This window comes from Vibrio salinus (assembly GCF_021272385.1).
Taxonomy (GTDB): domain Bacteria; phylum Pseudomonadota; class Gammaproteobacteria; order Enterobacterales; family Vibrionaceae; genus Vibrio; species Vibrio salinus.
Genome location: NZ_JAJSDZ010000009.1, coordinates 391,075 through 405,907, shown reverse-complemented (window position 1 = coordinate 405,907; position 14,833 = coordinate 391,075). Strand labels below are relative to the sequence as shown.

The following is a 14,833-nucleotide window of genomic DNA, read 5'->3' as shown; positions in this document are numbered from 1 at the left end:
TTAGTTAGCTCCTTTTACTTACCTTTTTTAGCTTTGTTCTATGTTGATGAATGGCTGCACTGATGGCAGCAATGACCTGAGGCTCAACATCCTTTGACGTTGACATACCAGTGTGAGAACGGGGAACGGGGTCCGGTAAGGATTCCTTTGGCACAAGTTTCGACATCAATGTAACAAGAAAGACCATAATAGTCAGAAAAATGAAAACCACTCCCATTCCCGTAACCATGATATTTGCAGCCTGCCAAAGTAAACTTCCAACTGAGTTATCCATGTACACAATATCCTTTTTCAAACGATCAACACCGTTGACGAACAGAATTGTAAAAAAAGAAAATTTCAGATTAGTAAGTTAAGATTCGCTTTCTAAAATAAGCTTATGGCGGATAAAAATCATCAAATAATTATGTTGGCATATGAAAATTTATACATGTAACACGAAATAGCAACAAATAAGGTATAAAAAAGATAGTGTTGGAATAAATATTCGAAGGAGATATGGCGATAAAAAAGAAGTGGCGCGTCCTGGAGGATTCGAACCTCCGACCGCCTGGTTCGTAGCCAGGTACTCTATCCAGCTGAGCTAAGGACGCATCGGTAATATGGCGCGCTCGGAAGGATTCGAACCTTCGACCGCCTGGTTCGTAGCCAGGTACTCTATCCAGCTGAGCTACGAGCGCGCTATTGAAACGATTGATGTCTGAAAAAACATCCGGTATTGCTTGTTTTACCGATAAAAAGTGGCGCGTCCTGGAGGATTCGAACCTCCGACCGCCTGGTTCGTAGCCAGGTACTCTATCCAGCTGAGCTAAGGACGCATCGGTAATATGGCGCGCTCGGAAGGATTCGAACCTTCGACCGCCTGGTTCGTAGCCAGGTACTCTATCCAGCTGAGCTACGAGCGCGCTGTATGCATATACACAAAATAATGGCGGTGAGGGAGGGATTCGAACCCTCGATACGGCTACAAACCGTATACTCCCTTAGCAGGGGAGCGCCTTCAGCCTCTCGGCCACCTCACCGGAATATGGCGCGCTCGGAAGGATTCGAACCTTCGACCGCCTGGTTCGTAGCCAGGTACTCTATCCAGCTGAGCTACGAGCGCGCTATTTTGTATATAAGCAATAACAATGGCGGTGAGGGAGGGATTCGAACCCTCGATACGGCTACAAACCGTATACTCCCTTAGCAGGGGAGCGCCTTCAGCCTCTCGGCCACCTCACCGTCTTGCGGAGGCACATATTACGATTTACCGAAAATATGTCAAACATTTTCTTGGTAAATTTCACAAAAAACGCGTCAACCGTTGGGTATTTAATCAAAGTCACCACATTTAACGCAAATATTTGTATTAATGAGCCATCTGCAAAAAAAGCCAACATTAACTGCCAGCAATTTTCCTCATTAATAGTTCCCGGAACCCGTGTTACCCGTTCCTTTTTCAGCCTGAATCCGCATGTAGATTTCTTCACGGTGAACAGATACTTCTTTTGGCGCATTCACACCGATACGAACCTGATTTCCTTTCACACCTAACACAGTTACGGTGACTTCATCACCAATCATTAGTGTTTCGCCAACCCGGCGAGTCAAAATTAGCATTCTTGGCTCCTTGAGTAATCTCTGTTTTTGCCTTATTCCACATTATTATCTAACAAAAGCAACAATCAGGTAAACTTTCTTATGATTTATTCACCTATAAATGCTTGTTTGGGCTCACATTCAGCGACAAAACTTCGTAATATGACCACTTAATAAACAGCATACGTTATTTATCACCCGTTTCCCTCGTCTAAAACTAAAATTAGTCTCAGACTGAAAGAAAAACAATCCCAAATACAAACATAGTCAAACTTAAGTAAATTATTCTGTTAAAAAACAAAATTCTCTACACTAAGACCGTCATTTGTCAGATTTTTAAACAACAGTCCCACTACTGTTTAAATTTCAACGTAGTCTAACGCAAAAACAAAACCAAGCAGTGATATTTATCGTATTCACTACTTGGTTAATAAAAAAATGAAAAAGAAAATACACCTTTGATGGTGTATTTCCACTAAAATTCATAGGAAATTAAAGCTTCGCTTCAATCCATGCGTCAACACTTTCCAGTGCCGCCGGTAAAGATGCGATATCTGTACCGCCAGCCTGAGCCATATCTGGCCGGCCACCACCTTTACCACCAACCTGCTGAGCAACCATATTGACCAGCTCACCGGCTTTCACTTTACCAGTCAGATCTTTTGTCACTCCGGCAATCAGACCAACTTTATCACCGGAAATATTACCCAACATAATAATCCCACTGCCCAGTTGATTTTTTAAATCATCAACCATACTACGCAGCGCTTTATTATCGGCACCATCCAACTTAGCAACCAATACTTTAACACCGGAAATTTCTTTCACCTGCTGGGTTAAGTTTGCACTTGCCTGAGAGGCCAGTTTCGCTTTTAGCTGTTGAATTTCTTTTTCCAGATGTTTTGCTTTCTGAGCCGCATCTGCCAGTTTTGTTTCGTAGCCCATCTGAAGAGTATCTAACTCATCCAGAGCAGCATCACCGCTCACGGCCTCAATACGACGAATACCGGCAGCAATACCACTTTCAGATACGATCTTAAACAGACCGATATCACCAGTACTGTTTACGTGCGTTCCGCCGCAAAGCTCTGTTGAGAAGTTCCCCATAGAAAGCACCCGGACTTTGCTATCGTACTTCTCACCAAATAAAGCCATTGCGCCTTTCTCTTTGGCTTCATCAAGATCCATAATATTGGTTTCAACTGCATGGTTCTTACGAATCTGAGCATTCACAATACGCTCAACATCTTTAATTTCTCCAGATGTCATAGCTTCCAAATGCGAGAAGTCGAAACGCAAACTATCTGCTTTAACAAGTGAGCCTTTTTGCGCAACGTGCTCACCCAGAACCTGACGTAACGCCGCATGAAGTAAATGCGTTGCTGAGTGATTCAGCCGGATGGCCTGCCGACGGGCGGCATCCACACTGGCCTGCACGGCATCACCTTTCGCTAATACGCCCTCGATCAATTCACCGTGATGTGCGATGGCATTGCCCACTTTCTGGGTATCCAGAACTTTAAATAATCCCGAATCGGTTCTGATCAGTCCGGTGTCGCCACACTGACCACCAGATTCAGCATAGAATGGCGTTTCTTCAAGAACCACAATGGCATGTTCACCGGCAGATAGCGATTCAACTTCCTGACCATCAACGAACATGGCTGAAACAAAACTCTGCCCTTCTATGGAAGAATAACCACAGAACTCAGAGCTTGCCTCTATCTTGATTTGAGCATTGTAATCTGTTCCGAAATGGCCAGCTTCACGCGCTCGCTGACGCTGTGCTTCCATTGCGGCTTCAAACCCTTCCTCGTCAATACTGAAACCACGTTCGCGGGCAACATCATTGGTTAAATCCGCAGGAAAACCGTAAGTATCGTAAAGCTTAAAGACTGTTTCACCATCCAGAACTTTCCCCGAAACATTATCCAGAGCTTCATTCAGAATAGCCATACCACGTTCAAGCGTACGACCAAAATTCTCTTCTTCAATGCGCAACACTTTTTCAACAACAGCCTGCTGCTGCTCAAGCTCTTTACCAGCACTTGCCATTACCTCGGCCAGCGGACCAACCAATTTATAGAAGAATGTGTCTTTCGCGCCCAGTTTATTTCCGTGGCGGATTGCACGACGGATAATACGGCGTAAAACATAACCGCGTCCTTCGTTAGAAGGCATTACACCATCAATGATCAAATATGCACAAGAACGAATGTGATCCGCAATTACCCGAAGAGACTGATCAGACAAATCCTGACTGCCAGTCACTTTTGCCGCTTCTTTTATCAGGAACTGGAATACATCGATTTCGTAGTTTGAATGAACCTTCTGCATAATGGCAGAAATTCGTTCAATCCCCATACCGGTATCCACCGATGGTTTTGGTAATGGATCCATACGACCGTCAGCATGACGGTTAAACTGCATAAATACGTTATTCCAGATTTCGATAAAACGATCACCGTCTTCTTCTGGCGATCCTGGAGGACCGCCCCAGATATGTTCGCCATGATCATAAAAGATCTCAGAACACGGACCACAAGGACCGGTATCGCCCATTTGCCAGAAGTTGTCGGACTCGTATGGTTTACCACCGTCTTTATCACCAATGCGAATAATACGGTCTTCTGGTAATCCCACCTGCTTGTGCCAGATGTCAAATGCCTCATCGTCTGTCTTGTAAATCGTTACAAGCAGACGTTCCTGAGGCAGTTTTAACACTTCAGTCAGAAATTCCCAGGCAAATTTAATGGCGTCTTCTTTGAAATAATCGCCAAAACTAAAGTTTCCCAGCATTTCAAAAAAAGTATGGTGACGAGCTGTAAAGCCTACGTTTTCTAAATCGTTATGTTTACCACCCGCTCTCACACAACGCTGTGCTGTTGTAGCACGTGTGTATGGACGTTTTTCGATGCCTAGGAAACAATCTTTAAATTGGTTCATTCCCGCATTTGTAAATAGTAGTGTCGGATCGTTATGAGGTACTAACGACGAACTATCTACAATTTGATGTCCTTTTGATTCAAAGAACGAGAGGAACGCGCGACGAACCTCATCAGTGCTCATATACATGCAGCTCTTCCTAGAATACTCAAGTAAAATTTTTGCCATATTGTAAAGCAAGGATAACGGTTCGCCTAGTTTTCTTACAGAAAAGACGTAATTAAGAAGTGAATATAATGTGAAAACTAACTTTGAGTAATCGTTATTCGTCTGAATCCGGGGTTAATGCATATTGGATTTGCTCAAAATCAAATCCCCGGTATTGTAAAAAACGCACGCGTCTGGCGTACTCTTTTGGCTCAACTGTTTCCAGTACCCGATACTTTTTCATTGCCGAAATTCGTGCCAGTTCATACCAGTCGGTATCAAAATCCTGAAAAGCCATATCAATATCCGTTTCAGACACCGATTTTTGTTTCAGTTCCTGACGAATGCGGATTTCGCCCTGCCCTTTAGAGATATGCTGACGAATCTGACTTTGTGCAAATTTTATATCATCGATATACCCAAGATCATGACAGTAAGCGAGAACCTCACCTATTTCATTTTCAGAAAATCCTTTACCAGCCAATTTCCTGTGAAGTTCCTGCTCGCCATAATCCCGCCGGCTTAGAAGCTGCAATGCCGTCTCTTTACAACTTAATTTCTGATGGTTGAAATACATACTCGCCTAACCTGACTCACTGATGCATAAATATATAGTACAAAAAAGCCCTGACTGAACAGGGCTCTTAAAAGTGCTAAGTCAAAAATTAAAGCTCTTCACTCTGTTCCGGTACCGCACCAAACTCCGGTTCTTCCGCCTGAATGTCAGCCGGTGCCAGTAGCATTTCACGCAACTTCGTATCAATGGTTTTAGCTACTTCGGTATGTTCCTTCAGGTACTTACATGCATTTGCCTTACCCTGACCGATTTTATCGCCATTATAGCTGTACCAGGCACCTGCTTTTTCAACCAGCTTATGCTTCACACCAAGATCAACCAGCTCGCCTTCACGGTTAAATCCCTGGCCATACATAATCTGGGTATGTGCTTCTTTAAACGGAGCTGCAATTTTGTTTTTAACTACCTTAATACGGGTTTCATTACCAACAACTTCATCGCCTTCTTTGATCGCACCTGTGCGACGGATATCAAGACGGACAGAGGCATAAAACTTAAGTGCATTTCCCCCGGTTGTTGTTTCCGGGTTGCCAAACATAACACCAATTTTCATGCGGATCTGGTTGATAAAGATGCACATACAATTTGATGCTTTCAAATTACCGGTCAATTTCCTCATAGCCTGAGATAACATACGGGCCTGAAGCCCCATGTGGCTGTCTCCCATTTCACCTTCAATTTCTGCTTTTGGAGTCAACGCAGCTACAGAGTCAACAACCATAACATCAACGGCTCCGGAGCGAGCCAGCGCATCACAAATCTCCAGTGCCTGTTCACCAGTATCCGGCTGAGAGACTAAAAGTTCTTCAATATTAACGCCCAGTTTTTTTGCATAAACAGGATCAAGAGCGTGCTCTGCATCAATAAAGGCACAAGTTTTCCCTTCTCTCTGAGCTGCCGCAATCAATTCAAGCGTTAACGTTGTTTTACCTGACGATTCCGGGCCGTAAACTTCAACAATACGCCCCATAGGCAAACCACCGGCACCCAGTGCAATATCCAAAGACAAAGAACCTGTAGAAATGGTTTCTACATCCATTGCACGGTTATCGCCAAGGCGCATGATAGAGCCCTTACCAAATTGCTTTTCTATCTGTCCCAGGGCCGCAGCCAATGCTTTTTGTTTGTTCTCGTCCATTACTTTCTCCAGACTATCGCTAACTCTTAATATGAGCGTTGTAATTTATTTAAGCTGATACAGATAATTATACTGTAGATTCATACAGTGTCTATACCTGTATTAAAATTTATTCAGGAATACCGATAATGCAAAACTTTCAACACATGTAAAACCGTTTGTTGTCTGACCTGTGCTCTGTCTCCCTGAAAAACCAACCTCTCAGACTTCTTCCATCCGTATTTATCCTGCCAGGAAAACCAAACGGTTCCCACCGGTTTATCATCGGTTCCACCATCCGGTCCGGCAATACCACTCACAGCCACGGCAACACTGGCTCTGGAACGTTTAAGGGCTCCATCCGTCATCTCTCTGACCGTTTGCTCACTCACTGCGCCATAACTGTCAAGCGTATTGTCTCTGACACCCAACATTTCTTTTTTTGCTTCATTACTGTAAGTTATAAAAGCACGATCAAACCAGGCTGAGCTTCCTGCAATATCGGTAATAGCCGCAGCAATTCCGCCACCGGTACAAGATTCCGCTGTACATAGTATATGATTGGATTTTTTTAAACACTGCCCTACCTGAGCACTCAAATTCGTAGTGTCATTATCCATCTGTCTATCCCCCGACTATTGCTCCATCGAAGTTCACTAAATTACTCTGTCGCAAATCATAAAACAATGGCATTCATCGTCAGGAAAAAAATAAACTCAATAAAATTCTGGCGATTAAAATGTTTGCGAACAAATTGCTCATAGCAGGTTTGTTTTGCTATGCTAGCCCGATTATTTTCGCCTGTCTGATACCCTGCTTTGTGATATTTTCATTTATCAGATAAGTATCTGAACCATGCATTGACTAAAAAGGTTCTCATGACAAACAGTACCCTAAAAACCCCCGCTCAGGATGCAAAACATACCCCTATGATGCAGCAATATCTCAGGCTGAAAGCTGAGAATCCTGATATCTTGCTGTTTTATCGAATGGGGGATTTCTATGAACTCTTTTATGATGATGCAAAAAAAGCGTCTCAGCTGCTCGATATTTCCTTAACAAAACGGGGACAATCCGCCGGAGAACCCATACCTATGGCCGGCGTCCCTTTTCATTCTGTCGAAGGATATCTGGCCAAACTTGTTCAGCTTGGGGAATCCGTCGCAATTTGTGAACAAATTGGCGATCCGGCCACCAGTAAAGGACCGGTAGAGCGAAAAGTCGTCCGGATCGTCACACCGGGAACCGTTACGGATGAAGCATTACTTCCGGAAAGAATCGACAACCTGATTGCCGCCATTTACGAACATGAGGGTAAATTTGGCTACGCCACTCTGGATGTTACCTCCGGACGGTTCCAGTTGTCAGAACCGGAAACAGAAGAAGCAATGGCGGCCGAACTGCAGCGAACTTCACCAAAAGAATTATTATTTCCGGAAGACTTTGTCTCTGTGCAGCTAATGGAAAGCAGGAAAGGTAACCGCCGCCGACCTGTTTGGGAATTTGAATCCGATACCGCCCGTCAACAATTAAACCAGCAATTCGGCACCAAAGACCTGACCGGTTTTGGTGTGGAAAATGCTCTCCGGGGATTATGTGCTGCCGGTTGTCTGATTCAGTATGTTAAAGATACTCAACGGACCGCGCTTCCTCATATTCGTTCTCTGACTTATGACCGACAAGATGACTCTGTCATTTTGGATGCCTCGACACGCCGCAATCTGGAAATAACCCAAAATCTGTCTGGAGGAAACGACAATACTCTTGCGTCAATACTGGATTATTGCGCAACCCCAATGGGAAGCCGGATGCTAAAACGCTGGTTGCATCAACCAATGCGTTCCCGACCGGAACTGAATCAAAGGCTGGATTCAATCGAGGAAATGATCGCTTCCGGCACATTTGCCGACCTTCAGCCAATATTAAAACAGGTTGGAGACATTGAAAGAATTCTGGCCCGACTGGCTCTGCGTTCTGCCCGTCCCCGGGATCTGGCCCGGTTAAGGTTCGCTTTACATCAGTTGCCAGACTTATCCGTAACAATGAAAAGTCTGACTCAACCCCATTTAAAAGCCCTTGCTCAGGATTGTCTTCCGGTTGATAACGTCTGTGAAATTCTGGAGAGCGCCATTATCGATAATCCACCAGTGGTCATTCGAGATGGTGGCGTTATTGCTCCCGGTTACAACACAGAGTTAGATGAATGGCGGGATTTGGCCAGTGGAGCGACTGAGTATTTAGAAAAACTGGAAATTGAAGAAAGAGAACGCCACGGCATCGATACCCTTAAGGTTGGCTATAACAATGTTCACGGCTTTTACATACAAGTCAGTCGTGGACAAAGCCACCTGGTGCCACCTCACTACATTCGTCGGCAAACACTGAAAAATGCAGAGCGTTACATTATTCCGGAACTGAAAGAGCATGAAGACAAAGTGCTCAATTCTAAATCTAAAGCATTGGCTCTGGAAAAACAGTTATGGGAACAGCTATTTGATCAGTTGTTACCCGAGCTGGAAAGGCTACAGAAACTGGCAGAAGCCCTGTCCCAGCTCGATGTATTACAAACTCTGGCTGAACGGGCTGATGCGTTACAGTATTGTCGTCCAGAGCTGACAGAAGAACCGGGAATTGAAATCAATGCGGGCCGCCATCCGGTCGTAGAACAAGTGTTGGATGAGCCGTTTATTTCCAACCCGATATCTCTGAATCCGGACAGAAGAATGTTGATTATTACCGGCCCGAATATGGGGGGAAAGTCAACCTATATGCGTCAGACTGCATTGATTACCCTATTGGCTCATATCGGAAGTTATGTGCCGGCTGACTTTGCCCGGATCGGTTCTGTTGATCGAATTTTTACCCGAATTGGTGCCTCTGATGACCTTGCTTCCGGGCGTTCAACATTTATGGTTGAAATGACAGAAACCGCAAATATTCTGCATAATGCGACAGAAAGAAGTCTGGTTCTGATGGACGAAATTGGCCGGGGGACCAGCACCTATGACGGACTGTCACTGGCCTGGGCCAGTGCCGAATGGCTCGCATCTCAGATTGGTGCATTAACCCTGTTTGCCACTCATTATTTTGAGCTAACGGAACTGCCGGGGTTATTGCCAAATCTGGTTAACGTTCATCTTGATGCCATTGAACATGGTGAAGATATCGCCTTCATGCATTCCGTCCAGGATGGCGCAGCAAACAAATCTTACGGACTGGCGGTTGCAGGACTGGCTGGTGTTCCAAAAGCCGTCATCAATAATGCCAGAAAAAAACTGTCTCAGTTAGAACATCAGTCAGGAAGAGAAGAACTTCCGACAGGAAAAGAACCCACCAAGACTGACCGGACAGAGCAGCAACTGAGCCTGATCCCCGTTCAAAGTAACGTTGAACTGGCCTTAGAACAAATCGAGCCCGATAATCTGACCCCACGCCAGGCACTGGAAGAGCTGTACCGACTAAAACACCTGTTACAGTCCTGACAGGCACAAATAGAAAGGCACGATTTTCACCGTGCCTTTTTCAAATTCAAATAATCTATCCGTTGCGTTGGTAAAATAAAGCCCTAAGATTCAATTTCAAAATCAAATAAAGACTCCATATTCAAACCCTGTTTTAACAGAATTTCTCTCAGGCGTCGTAAACCTTCAACCTGAATCTGTCTGACCCTTTCCCTTGTCAGTCCGATTTCATGCCCAACTTCTTCAAGCGTTGACGGTTCATAACCTAGCAACCCAAAACGTCTGGCCAATACTTCTTTCTGCTTGGGATTCAGTTCATCAAGCCAGTCAATTAATGAGGATTTGATATCAGAATCTTCTGAAGAAAATTCCGGATCATACTGAATAGAATCAGGAATGATATCCAAAAGGGCTTTATCGCCATCACCGCCAATCGGGGTATCAACCGAACTGATGCGCTCATTAAGACGTAACATTTTGCTGACATCATCCACCGGTTTATCCAACTCCAATGCGATCTCTTCTGCCGTTGGTTCATGATCCAGTTTTTGGGATAATTCACGGGCAGTACGAAGATAAATATTCAGCTCTTTCACAACATGAATCGGTAGCCTGATCGTTCTGGTCTGATTCATTAACGCACGCTCGATGGTTTGACGAATCCACCATGTCGCGTAGGTTGAAAAGCGGAACCCTCTTTCCGGATCAAATTTTTCGACAGCACGAATCAAGCCCAAATTGCCTTCTTCAATTAAATCTAATAAGGCAAGTCCTCTGTTGGAATAGCGACGGGAAATTTTCACCACCAAACGAAGATTACTTTCAATCATTCTTTTACGAGCGGCCTCATCGCCACGAAGTGCTCGACGGGCATAAAGAATTTCTTCTTCGGCAGTTAGAAGTGGAGAGAAACCAATTTCTCCCAAATAAAGTTGAGTCGCATCCAGAGTTTTGTTGGAAGCATCAAATTCTTCCCTTGTATCGGCTTCGACAGTGGATTCAGTAGAAACGGCATGTCCATGTTCTGATGCATGAAAATCAAACCCATCAGAATGCCTGCTATAATTAAGCTGTTCTACTTTTTTAGTTGCGGAATTACTCTTACTCATAACGCCTCCCCCCGGCGAGTTTAGTAAGACATTACTGCTTTGAATGTCGCTACATGACTCTAATTAAGAGTTTGTTACGGCAAATAGTGAATTGGGTTCACAGATTTACCCTGATATCGGATTTCAAAGTGAAGACGGACACTATTTGTACCTGAACTACCCATGGTAGCAATTTTTTGTCCGGCTTTGACACTCTGGCCTTCTTTAACTAGCAACCGATCATTATGCGCGTAAGCGCTTAAATATTTGTCGTTGTGTTTAATAATAATTAAATTACCGTATCCTCTAAGTGCATTTCCCGAGTAGACCACTGTACCTGCTGTTGCTGATACAATATTTTGTCCACGTCGTCCTGCAATATCGATACCCTTATTACCCTGATCACCCGACGAAAATTTTCTGATTAACCTCCCTCTCGTTGGCCATACCCAGTGTTTGATCTTACTATTGCCTATCTTCGCTTTTGCTACATTTTTATTAACATTATTTTTACTTACTGACTCACCATACCTTTTTGATTTTGAAGATTCAACACCTTTAACTGCAGATCTTTTAACCCCGTCATGTTTATTCTTTGAATTATGTGTATGGGCCTCAGATTTAGAATTTACTAATGAGTGATCGGTCAGTTTTGGTGATACTGCGGTGATAGGAGCCGAGTTTCCGTATTTAGGAGCAAGATAGGAAGGCCTCCAAAGATTAATCTTCTGCCCGGGGTGAATGACATAGGGGGACTTAAGGTGATTATAACGAATCAGGTCATTCACATCTTTATCGGTTACGTAAGCAATGTAGTAAAGAGTATCTCCTTTATTAACAATATAGTAACTTCCTCTGTAACTCCCTTTCTTCGATGAGTGATAGTTTTTGGTCAAGTCGGTAACCGGCGCTGGTCCTGTCACTGAACATCCAGCCAGGAGCAATGCGGAAAATACAGTTACTACTATCTGACCACCCAATCTCATAATAACTACGCTAAATCACCCGATACCAAAGGAACAAACTTAACAGCTTCAACAGTCTGAGTCTCGAAAGCGTCTCCGACGCGTTTGACACACAACAACTGTTGATTGTCTTCACCGACAGGAATCACTAATCGCCCACCATCCGTCAATTGCTCTAATAAAGCCTGAGGTACTTTGGAGGCCGCCGCTGTCACAATAATGGCATCAAACGGTGCCTTCGCAGCCCATCCCTGCCAGCCATCACCATGTTTTAGCGAAAAATTATAAATATCCAGCTGTCTGAGTCTTCTTTTCGCTTCCCATTGCAAAATTTTGATTCTCTCAATGGAATAAACATGTTCCACCAACTGAGCTAGAACCGCAGTCTGATATCCGGACCCAGTCCCAATTTCTAAAACCCGACTGCTATGGCGCAAATTAAGTAGCTGAGTCATTCTGGCGACAATATAAGGCTGAGAGATCGTTTGTCCGTGGCCTATTGGTAAAGCATTATTATCATAAGCCTGGTGAAGCATTGCCTGAGAAACAAAATGTTCTCTTGGCAGAGTATAAATTGCATCTAGCACACTTTGATCATCGACCCCATTCTCTTTCAGAAGTTCGATCAATTTTTCAGCGTGTGGGTTTTGCATCGCGCCTATCCTTTTAACCAGCTATTTATAGTGTCTAATGATTCATGAGCCGTCAGATCCACTTGCATCGGCGTAACAGAAACGGAATTTTGCTCAATGGCATAAAAATCAGTACCAATGCCTGAATCCTGCTCTTTCCCCGGAGGACCTAACCAGTAGATATCATGGCCACGGGGATCTTTTTGCTTAACCATATTCTCCGCATGATGACGGGCTCCCAGACGGGTTACCACGGCACCATTGAGATCTTCAAACGGCACATCCGGGATATTAACGTTTAATAACCGGTTGGTCGGTATTGATAAACGGCAATGGTGCAAAACCATATTTTTTGCAACCATGGCCGCCGTCTCAAAGTATTTCTCACCAACCAGAGAAAATGCAATAGACTGAACACCTAAAAAATGCCCTTCCATCGCCGCCGCTACCGTCCCCGAATACAGCACATCGTCACCAAGATTAGCGCCATGATTAATACCGCTCAGCACCAGATCAGGAAGATCCCCTTTCATGAGCTCATTCAACGCAAAATGAACACAGTCGGTCGGCGTCCCCTGTACGGAAAAGATATTATCGGCAATGCCTGTCACTCGCAAAGGCTGCTCAAGTGTCAGTGAATTCGATGCACCGGACCGGTTACGATCCGGAGCCACAATAACCACATCAGCAAAATCAGACATCACTTCGGCCAGAATGTTAATTCCTGAAGCATAGACACCGTCATCATTACTCAATAAAATTTTCATCAGTTATAGTCTCTTTCTACCGGAATCTCTTCCACTAACTCCCGTAAGATCGAGGTAGCAAAACTTCCGGCTCCGAGTGAAAAGTTCACTATAACCCGATTGTCATCGCACTGCCAATCCAGCTCTTCAGGATATAATGCAATATTCCTCCTGTCGTGACGCATTCGGTTACCACAAATTAATTTCATTAAATCCGGTTCTGAATCAAGTACTGGTTGCTCCAGAAGCAACGCATCCTCTTCCGTAGGCAACGCGTTATCTCCGGCCATTGCCGCGGTAATGACAGCCTGATTCTGAGTCACTTTCTGATTCCAGCTATCAAGCATGTCCGCTTTTACTAATACCGGCTCACCATTTTCAAGCGCAATATCGCCCGCAATAAACGAGTCAAAACATCCGGTCTCAATTCGTTTGGATACAATATGATTAAAAATCCACGAACGGGCAGTAGAGAGATACATGCTCCGCTTGTTCTGATTACGGGTTCGTACGTTCTCTTTTCCCCAGCGTCTTGCTTCGCTCAGGTTATTCCCGTTGTTACCAAATCGTTGCTGTCCGAAATAATTCGGCACTCCCAATTGTTTAACCTGTTTAAGACGGGCAATCACATCATCTACATCCGAAACATCGGTTAATGCAATATTGAACGTATTACTTTGTAAGTCACCGGGACGCAATTTCTTATGATGCCGGGTGATATCCAAGATCTGAACCTGGGGGTGAGAAGCAAGAAAACCGCTAAAATCCGGTGTCTGACCATCGGGAAGATAAACACTCAGCCATTGTTCTGTAACGGCATGACGATCTTTTAACCCTGCCCAGCTTACATCTCTCGATTTTACACCACAGGATTTTGCCAGTTCATTGGCAACAAATTTGGTGTTTTCACCGGTTTTTCTGATTTTAACCAGCAAATGTTCACCAGAACCGGAAAACTCAAATCCCGGTTTTTCCAACACAATAAAATCTTCCGGCTTTGCTTTTATTTTTGCCTTCGCTTTCGGCTTGCCACAAAGAAACGCCAAATCGGCAAGTATATCACTCATAATTATTCCACTATCTACTACTCTCGTTGCTATGCTTTCATCAGCAAAACAACCGCTTCACAGGCAATGCCTTCTTTTCGCCCTGTAAAGCCTAATTTTTCCGAGGTTGTTGCCTTAACATTCACGGAAGTCAGCCCGACCTCAAGATCTTCGGCAATAGCCTGACACATCGCCTGTACATAAGGAGCCATCTTAGGTGCCTGAGCAATAATGGTGATATCTGCGTTGCCCAAACGATAACCACTCTCTTTTACCCGCCGGTAAACATCTTTCAGCAGTTCCCTGCTATCAGCGCCTTTCCACTTATCATCCGTGTCAGGAAAATGACGACCGATATCACCGGCCGCAATAGCGCCCAGCAAAGCATCACATAAAGCATGTAAGGCGACATCACCATCAGAATGGGCCAGCAATCCCTGTTCATATGGAACGGACACACCGCCAATAATCACCGGGCCTTCACCACCAAATTTATGTACATCAAAACCGTGACCAATTTTAAACAT

13 protein-coding genes and 7 tRNA genes are annotated in these 14,833 nt (G+C 44.4%); 1 reads left to right on the top strand and 19 read right to left on the bottom strand.

Features of this window, described 5'->3' with window-relative positions:
* Positions 1–4: 4 nt before the first annotated feature.
* The 13 genes from LRQ06_RS10085 to pncC all read right to left on the bottom strand — a co-directional run bounded on the left by LRQ06_RS10085 (position 5) and on the right by pncC (position 6,988).
* A complete protein-coding gene (locus LRQ06_RS10085; RefSeq protein ID WP_232766202.1) occupies positions 5–274 on the bottom strand; it encodes an oxaloacetate decarboxylase subunit gamma in 270 nt (89 codons plus the stop codon).
* A gap of 242 nt (positions 275–516) precedes the next feature.
* Positions 517–593: transfer RNA gene (locus LRQ06_RS10080), tRNA-Arg, on the bottom strand.
* Positions 594–603: 10 nt separating this feature from the next.
* A tRNA-Arg gene (locus LRQ06_RS10075) sits at positions 604–680 on the bottom strand.
* A gap of 61 nt (positions 681–741) precedes the next feature.
* A tRNA-Arg gene (locus LRQ06_RS10070) sits at positions 742–818 on the bottom strand.
* 10 nt (positions 819–828) lie between these two features.
* Positions 829–905, bottom strand: a tRNA-Arg gene (locus tag LRQ06_RS10065).
* Between the two features lie 24 nt (positions 906–929).
* Positions 930–1,022: transfer RNA gene (locus tag LRQ06_RS10060), tRNA-Ser, on the bottom strand.
* Positions 1,023–1,028: 6 nt separating this feature from the next.
* Positions 1,029–1,105 (bottom strand) — tRNA-Arg (locus LRQ06_RS10055).
* A gap of 26 nt (positions 1,106–1,131) precedes the next feature.
* Positions 1,132–1,224, bottom strand: a tRNA-Ser gene (locus tag LRQ06_RS10050).
* 180 nt (positions 1,225–1,404) lie between these two features.
* Positions 1,405–1,602 carry a carbon storage regulator CsrA gene (gene csrA / locus LRQ06_RS10045; protein ID WP_232766201.1) on the bottom strand — a complete coding sequence of 66 codons (198 nt, stop codon included), beginning with the start codon at positions 1,600–1,602 and terminating at the stop codon, positions 1,405–1,407.
* Positions 1,603–2,073: 471 nt separating this feature from the next.
* Positions 2,074–4,656, bottom strand: coding sequence for an alanine--tRNA ligase (alaS, locus tag LRQ06_RS10040; protein ID WP_232766200.1), 2,583 nt, complete (start codon positions 4,654–4,656; stop codon positions 2,074–2,076).
* 133 nt (positions 4,657–4,789) lie between these two features.
* The gene (gene recX / locus LRQ06_RS10035) at positions 4,790–5,251 is read right to left on the bottom strand and encodes a recombination regulator RecX (protein WP_232766199.1); all 462 of its coding nucleotides are present in this window, start codon (positions 5,249–5,251) and stop codon (positions 4,790–4,792) included.
* A gap of 88 nt (positions 5,252–5,339) precedes the next feature.
* Positions 5,340–6,389, bottom strand: coding sequence for a recombinase RecA (gene recA, locus LRQ06_RS10030; RefSeq protein WP_232766198.1), 1,050 nt, complete (start codon positions 6,387–6,389; stop codon positions 5,340–5,342).
* 113 nt (positions 6,390–6,502) lie between these two features.
* Positions 6,503–6,988, bottom strand: coding sequence for a nicotinamide-nucleotide amidase (gene pncC, locus LRQ06_RS10025; RefSeq protein ID WP_232766197.1), 486 nt, complete (start codon positions 6,986–6,988; stop codon positions 6,503–6,505).
* A 258-nt stretch (positions 6,989–7,246) separates the two neighbouring features.
* Here pncC and mutS point away from each other — a divergent pair, with 258 nt between their 5' ends.
* Positions 7,247–9,850 (top strand): DNA mismatch repair protein MutS, encoded by a 2,604-nt coding sequence (gene mutS, locus LRQ06_RS10020; protein ID WP_232766196.1) that lies wholly within the window; start codon positions 7,247–7,249, stop codon positions 9,848–9,850.
* Positions 9,851–9,933: 83 nt separating this feature from the next.
* Here mutS and rpoS read toward each other — a convergent pair whose 3' ends face one another.
* The 6 genes from rpoS to ispF all read right to left on the bottom strand — a co-directional run bounded on the left by rpoS (position 9,934) and on the right by ispF (position 14,833).
* A complete protein-coding gene (rpoS, locus tag LRQ06_RS10015) occupies positions 9,934–10,938 on the bottom strand; it encodes an RNA polymerase sigma factor RpoS (protein WP_232766195.1) in 1,005 nt (334 codons plus the stop codon).
* Positions 10,939–11,012: 74 nt separating this feature from the next.
* On the bottom strand, positions 11,013–11,903 hold the full coding sequence (locus LRQ06_RS10010; protein ID WP_232766194.1) for a peptidoglycan DD-metalloendopeptidase family protein: 891 nt from the start codon (positions 11,901–11,903) through the stop codon (positions 11,013–11,015).
* A gap of 5 nt (positions 11,904–11,908) precedes the next feature.
* Positions 11,909–12,535, bottom strand: coding sequence for a protein-L-isoaspartate(D-aspartate) O-methyltransferase (locus LRQ06_RS10005; RefSeq protein WP_232766193.1), 627 nt, complete (start codon positions 12,533–12,535; stop codon positions 11,909–11,911).
* Between the two features lie 5 nt (positions 12,536–12,540).
* Positions 12,541–13,281 (bottom strand): 5'/3'-nucleotidase SurE, encoded by a 741-nt coding sequence (gene surE, locus LRQ06_RS10000; protein ID WP_232766192.1) that lies wholly within the window; start codon positions 13,279–13,281, stop codon positions 12,541–12,543.
* Positions 13,281–14,327, bottom strand: coding sequence for a tRNA pseudouridine(13) synthase TruD (truD, locus tag LRQ06_RS09995; protein WP_232766191.1), 1,047 nt, complete (start codon positions 14,325–14,327; stop codon positions 13,281–13,283). The genes surE and truD overlap by 1 nt, the downstream gene beginning before the upstream one ends.
* 29 nt (positions 14,328–14,356) lie before the next feature.
* The gene (ispF, locus tag LRQ06_RS09990; protein ID WP_232766190.1) at positions 14,357–14,833 is read right to left on the bottom strand and encodes a 2-C-methyl-D-erythritol 2,4-cyclodiphosphate synthase; all 477 of its coding nucleotides are present in this window, start codon (positions 14,831–14,833) and stop codon (positions 14,357–14,359) included.

Coding starts and splice junctions, on each gene's coding strand:
- ispF (WP_232766190.1), bottom strand. CDS start 14,833: ATGTTTAAAATTGGTCACGGTTTTGATGTACATAAATTTGGTGGTGAA.
- surE (WP_232766192.1), bottom strand. CDS start 13,281: ATGAAAATTTTATTGAGTAATGATGACGGTGTCTATGCTTCAGGAATT.
- recX (WP_232766199.1), bottom strand. CDS start 5,251: ATGTATTTCAACCATCAGAAATTAAGTTGTAAAGAGACGGCATTGCAG.
- LRQ06_RS10085 (WP_232766202.1), bottom strand. CDS start 274: ATGGATAACTCAGTTGGAAGTTTACTTTGGCAGGCTGCAAATATCATG.
- alaS (WP_232766200.1), bottom strand. CDS start 4,656: ATGTATATGAGCACTGATGAGGTTCGTCGCGCGTTCCTCTCGTTCTTT.
- rpoS (WP_232766195.1), bottom strand. CDS start 10,938: ATGAGTAAGAGTAATTCCGCAACTAAAAAAGTAGAACAGCTTAATTAT.
- LRQ06_RS10010 (WP_232766194.1), bottom strand. CDS start 11,903: ATGAGATTGGGTGGTCAGATAGTAGTAACTGTATTTTCCGCATTGCTC.
- mutS (WP_232766196.1), top strand. CDS start 7,247: ATGACAAACAGTACCCTAAAAACCCCCGCTCAGGATGCAAAACATACC.
- LRQ06_RS10005 (WP_232766193.1), bottom strand. CDS start 12,535: ATGCAAAACCCACACGCTGAAAAATTGATCGAACTTCTGAAAGAGAAT.
- csrA (WP_232766201.1), bottom strand. CDS start 1,602: ATGCTAATTTTGACTCGCCGGGTTGGCGAAACACTAATGATTGGTGAT.
- truD (WP_232766191.1), bottom strand. CDS start 14,327: ATGAGTGATATACTTGCCGATTTGGCGTTTCTTTGTGGCAAGCCGAAA.
- recA (WP_232766198.1), bottom strand. CDS start 6,389: ATGGACGAGAACAAACAAAAAGCATTGGCTGCGGCCCTGGGACAGATA.
- pncC (WP_232766197.1), bottom strand. CDS start 6,988: ATGGATAATGACACTACGAATTTGAGTGCTCAGGTAGGGCAGTGTTTA.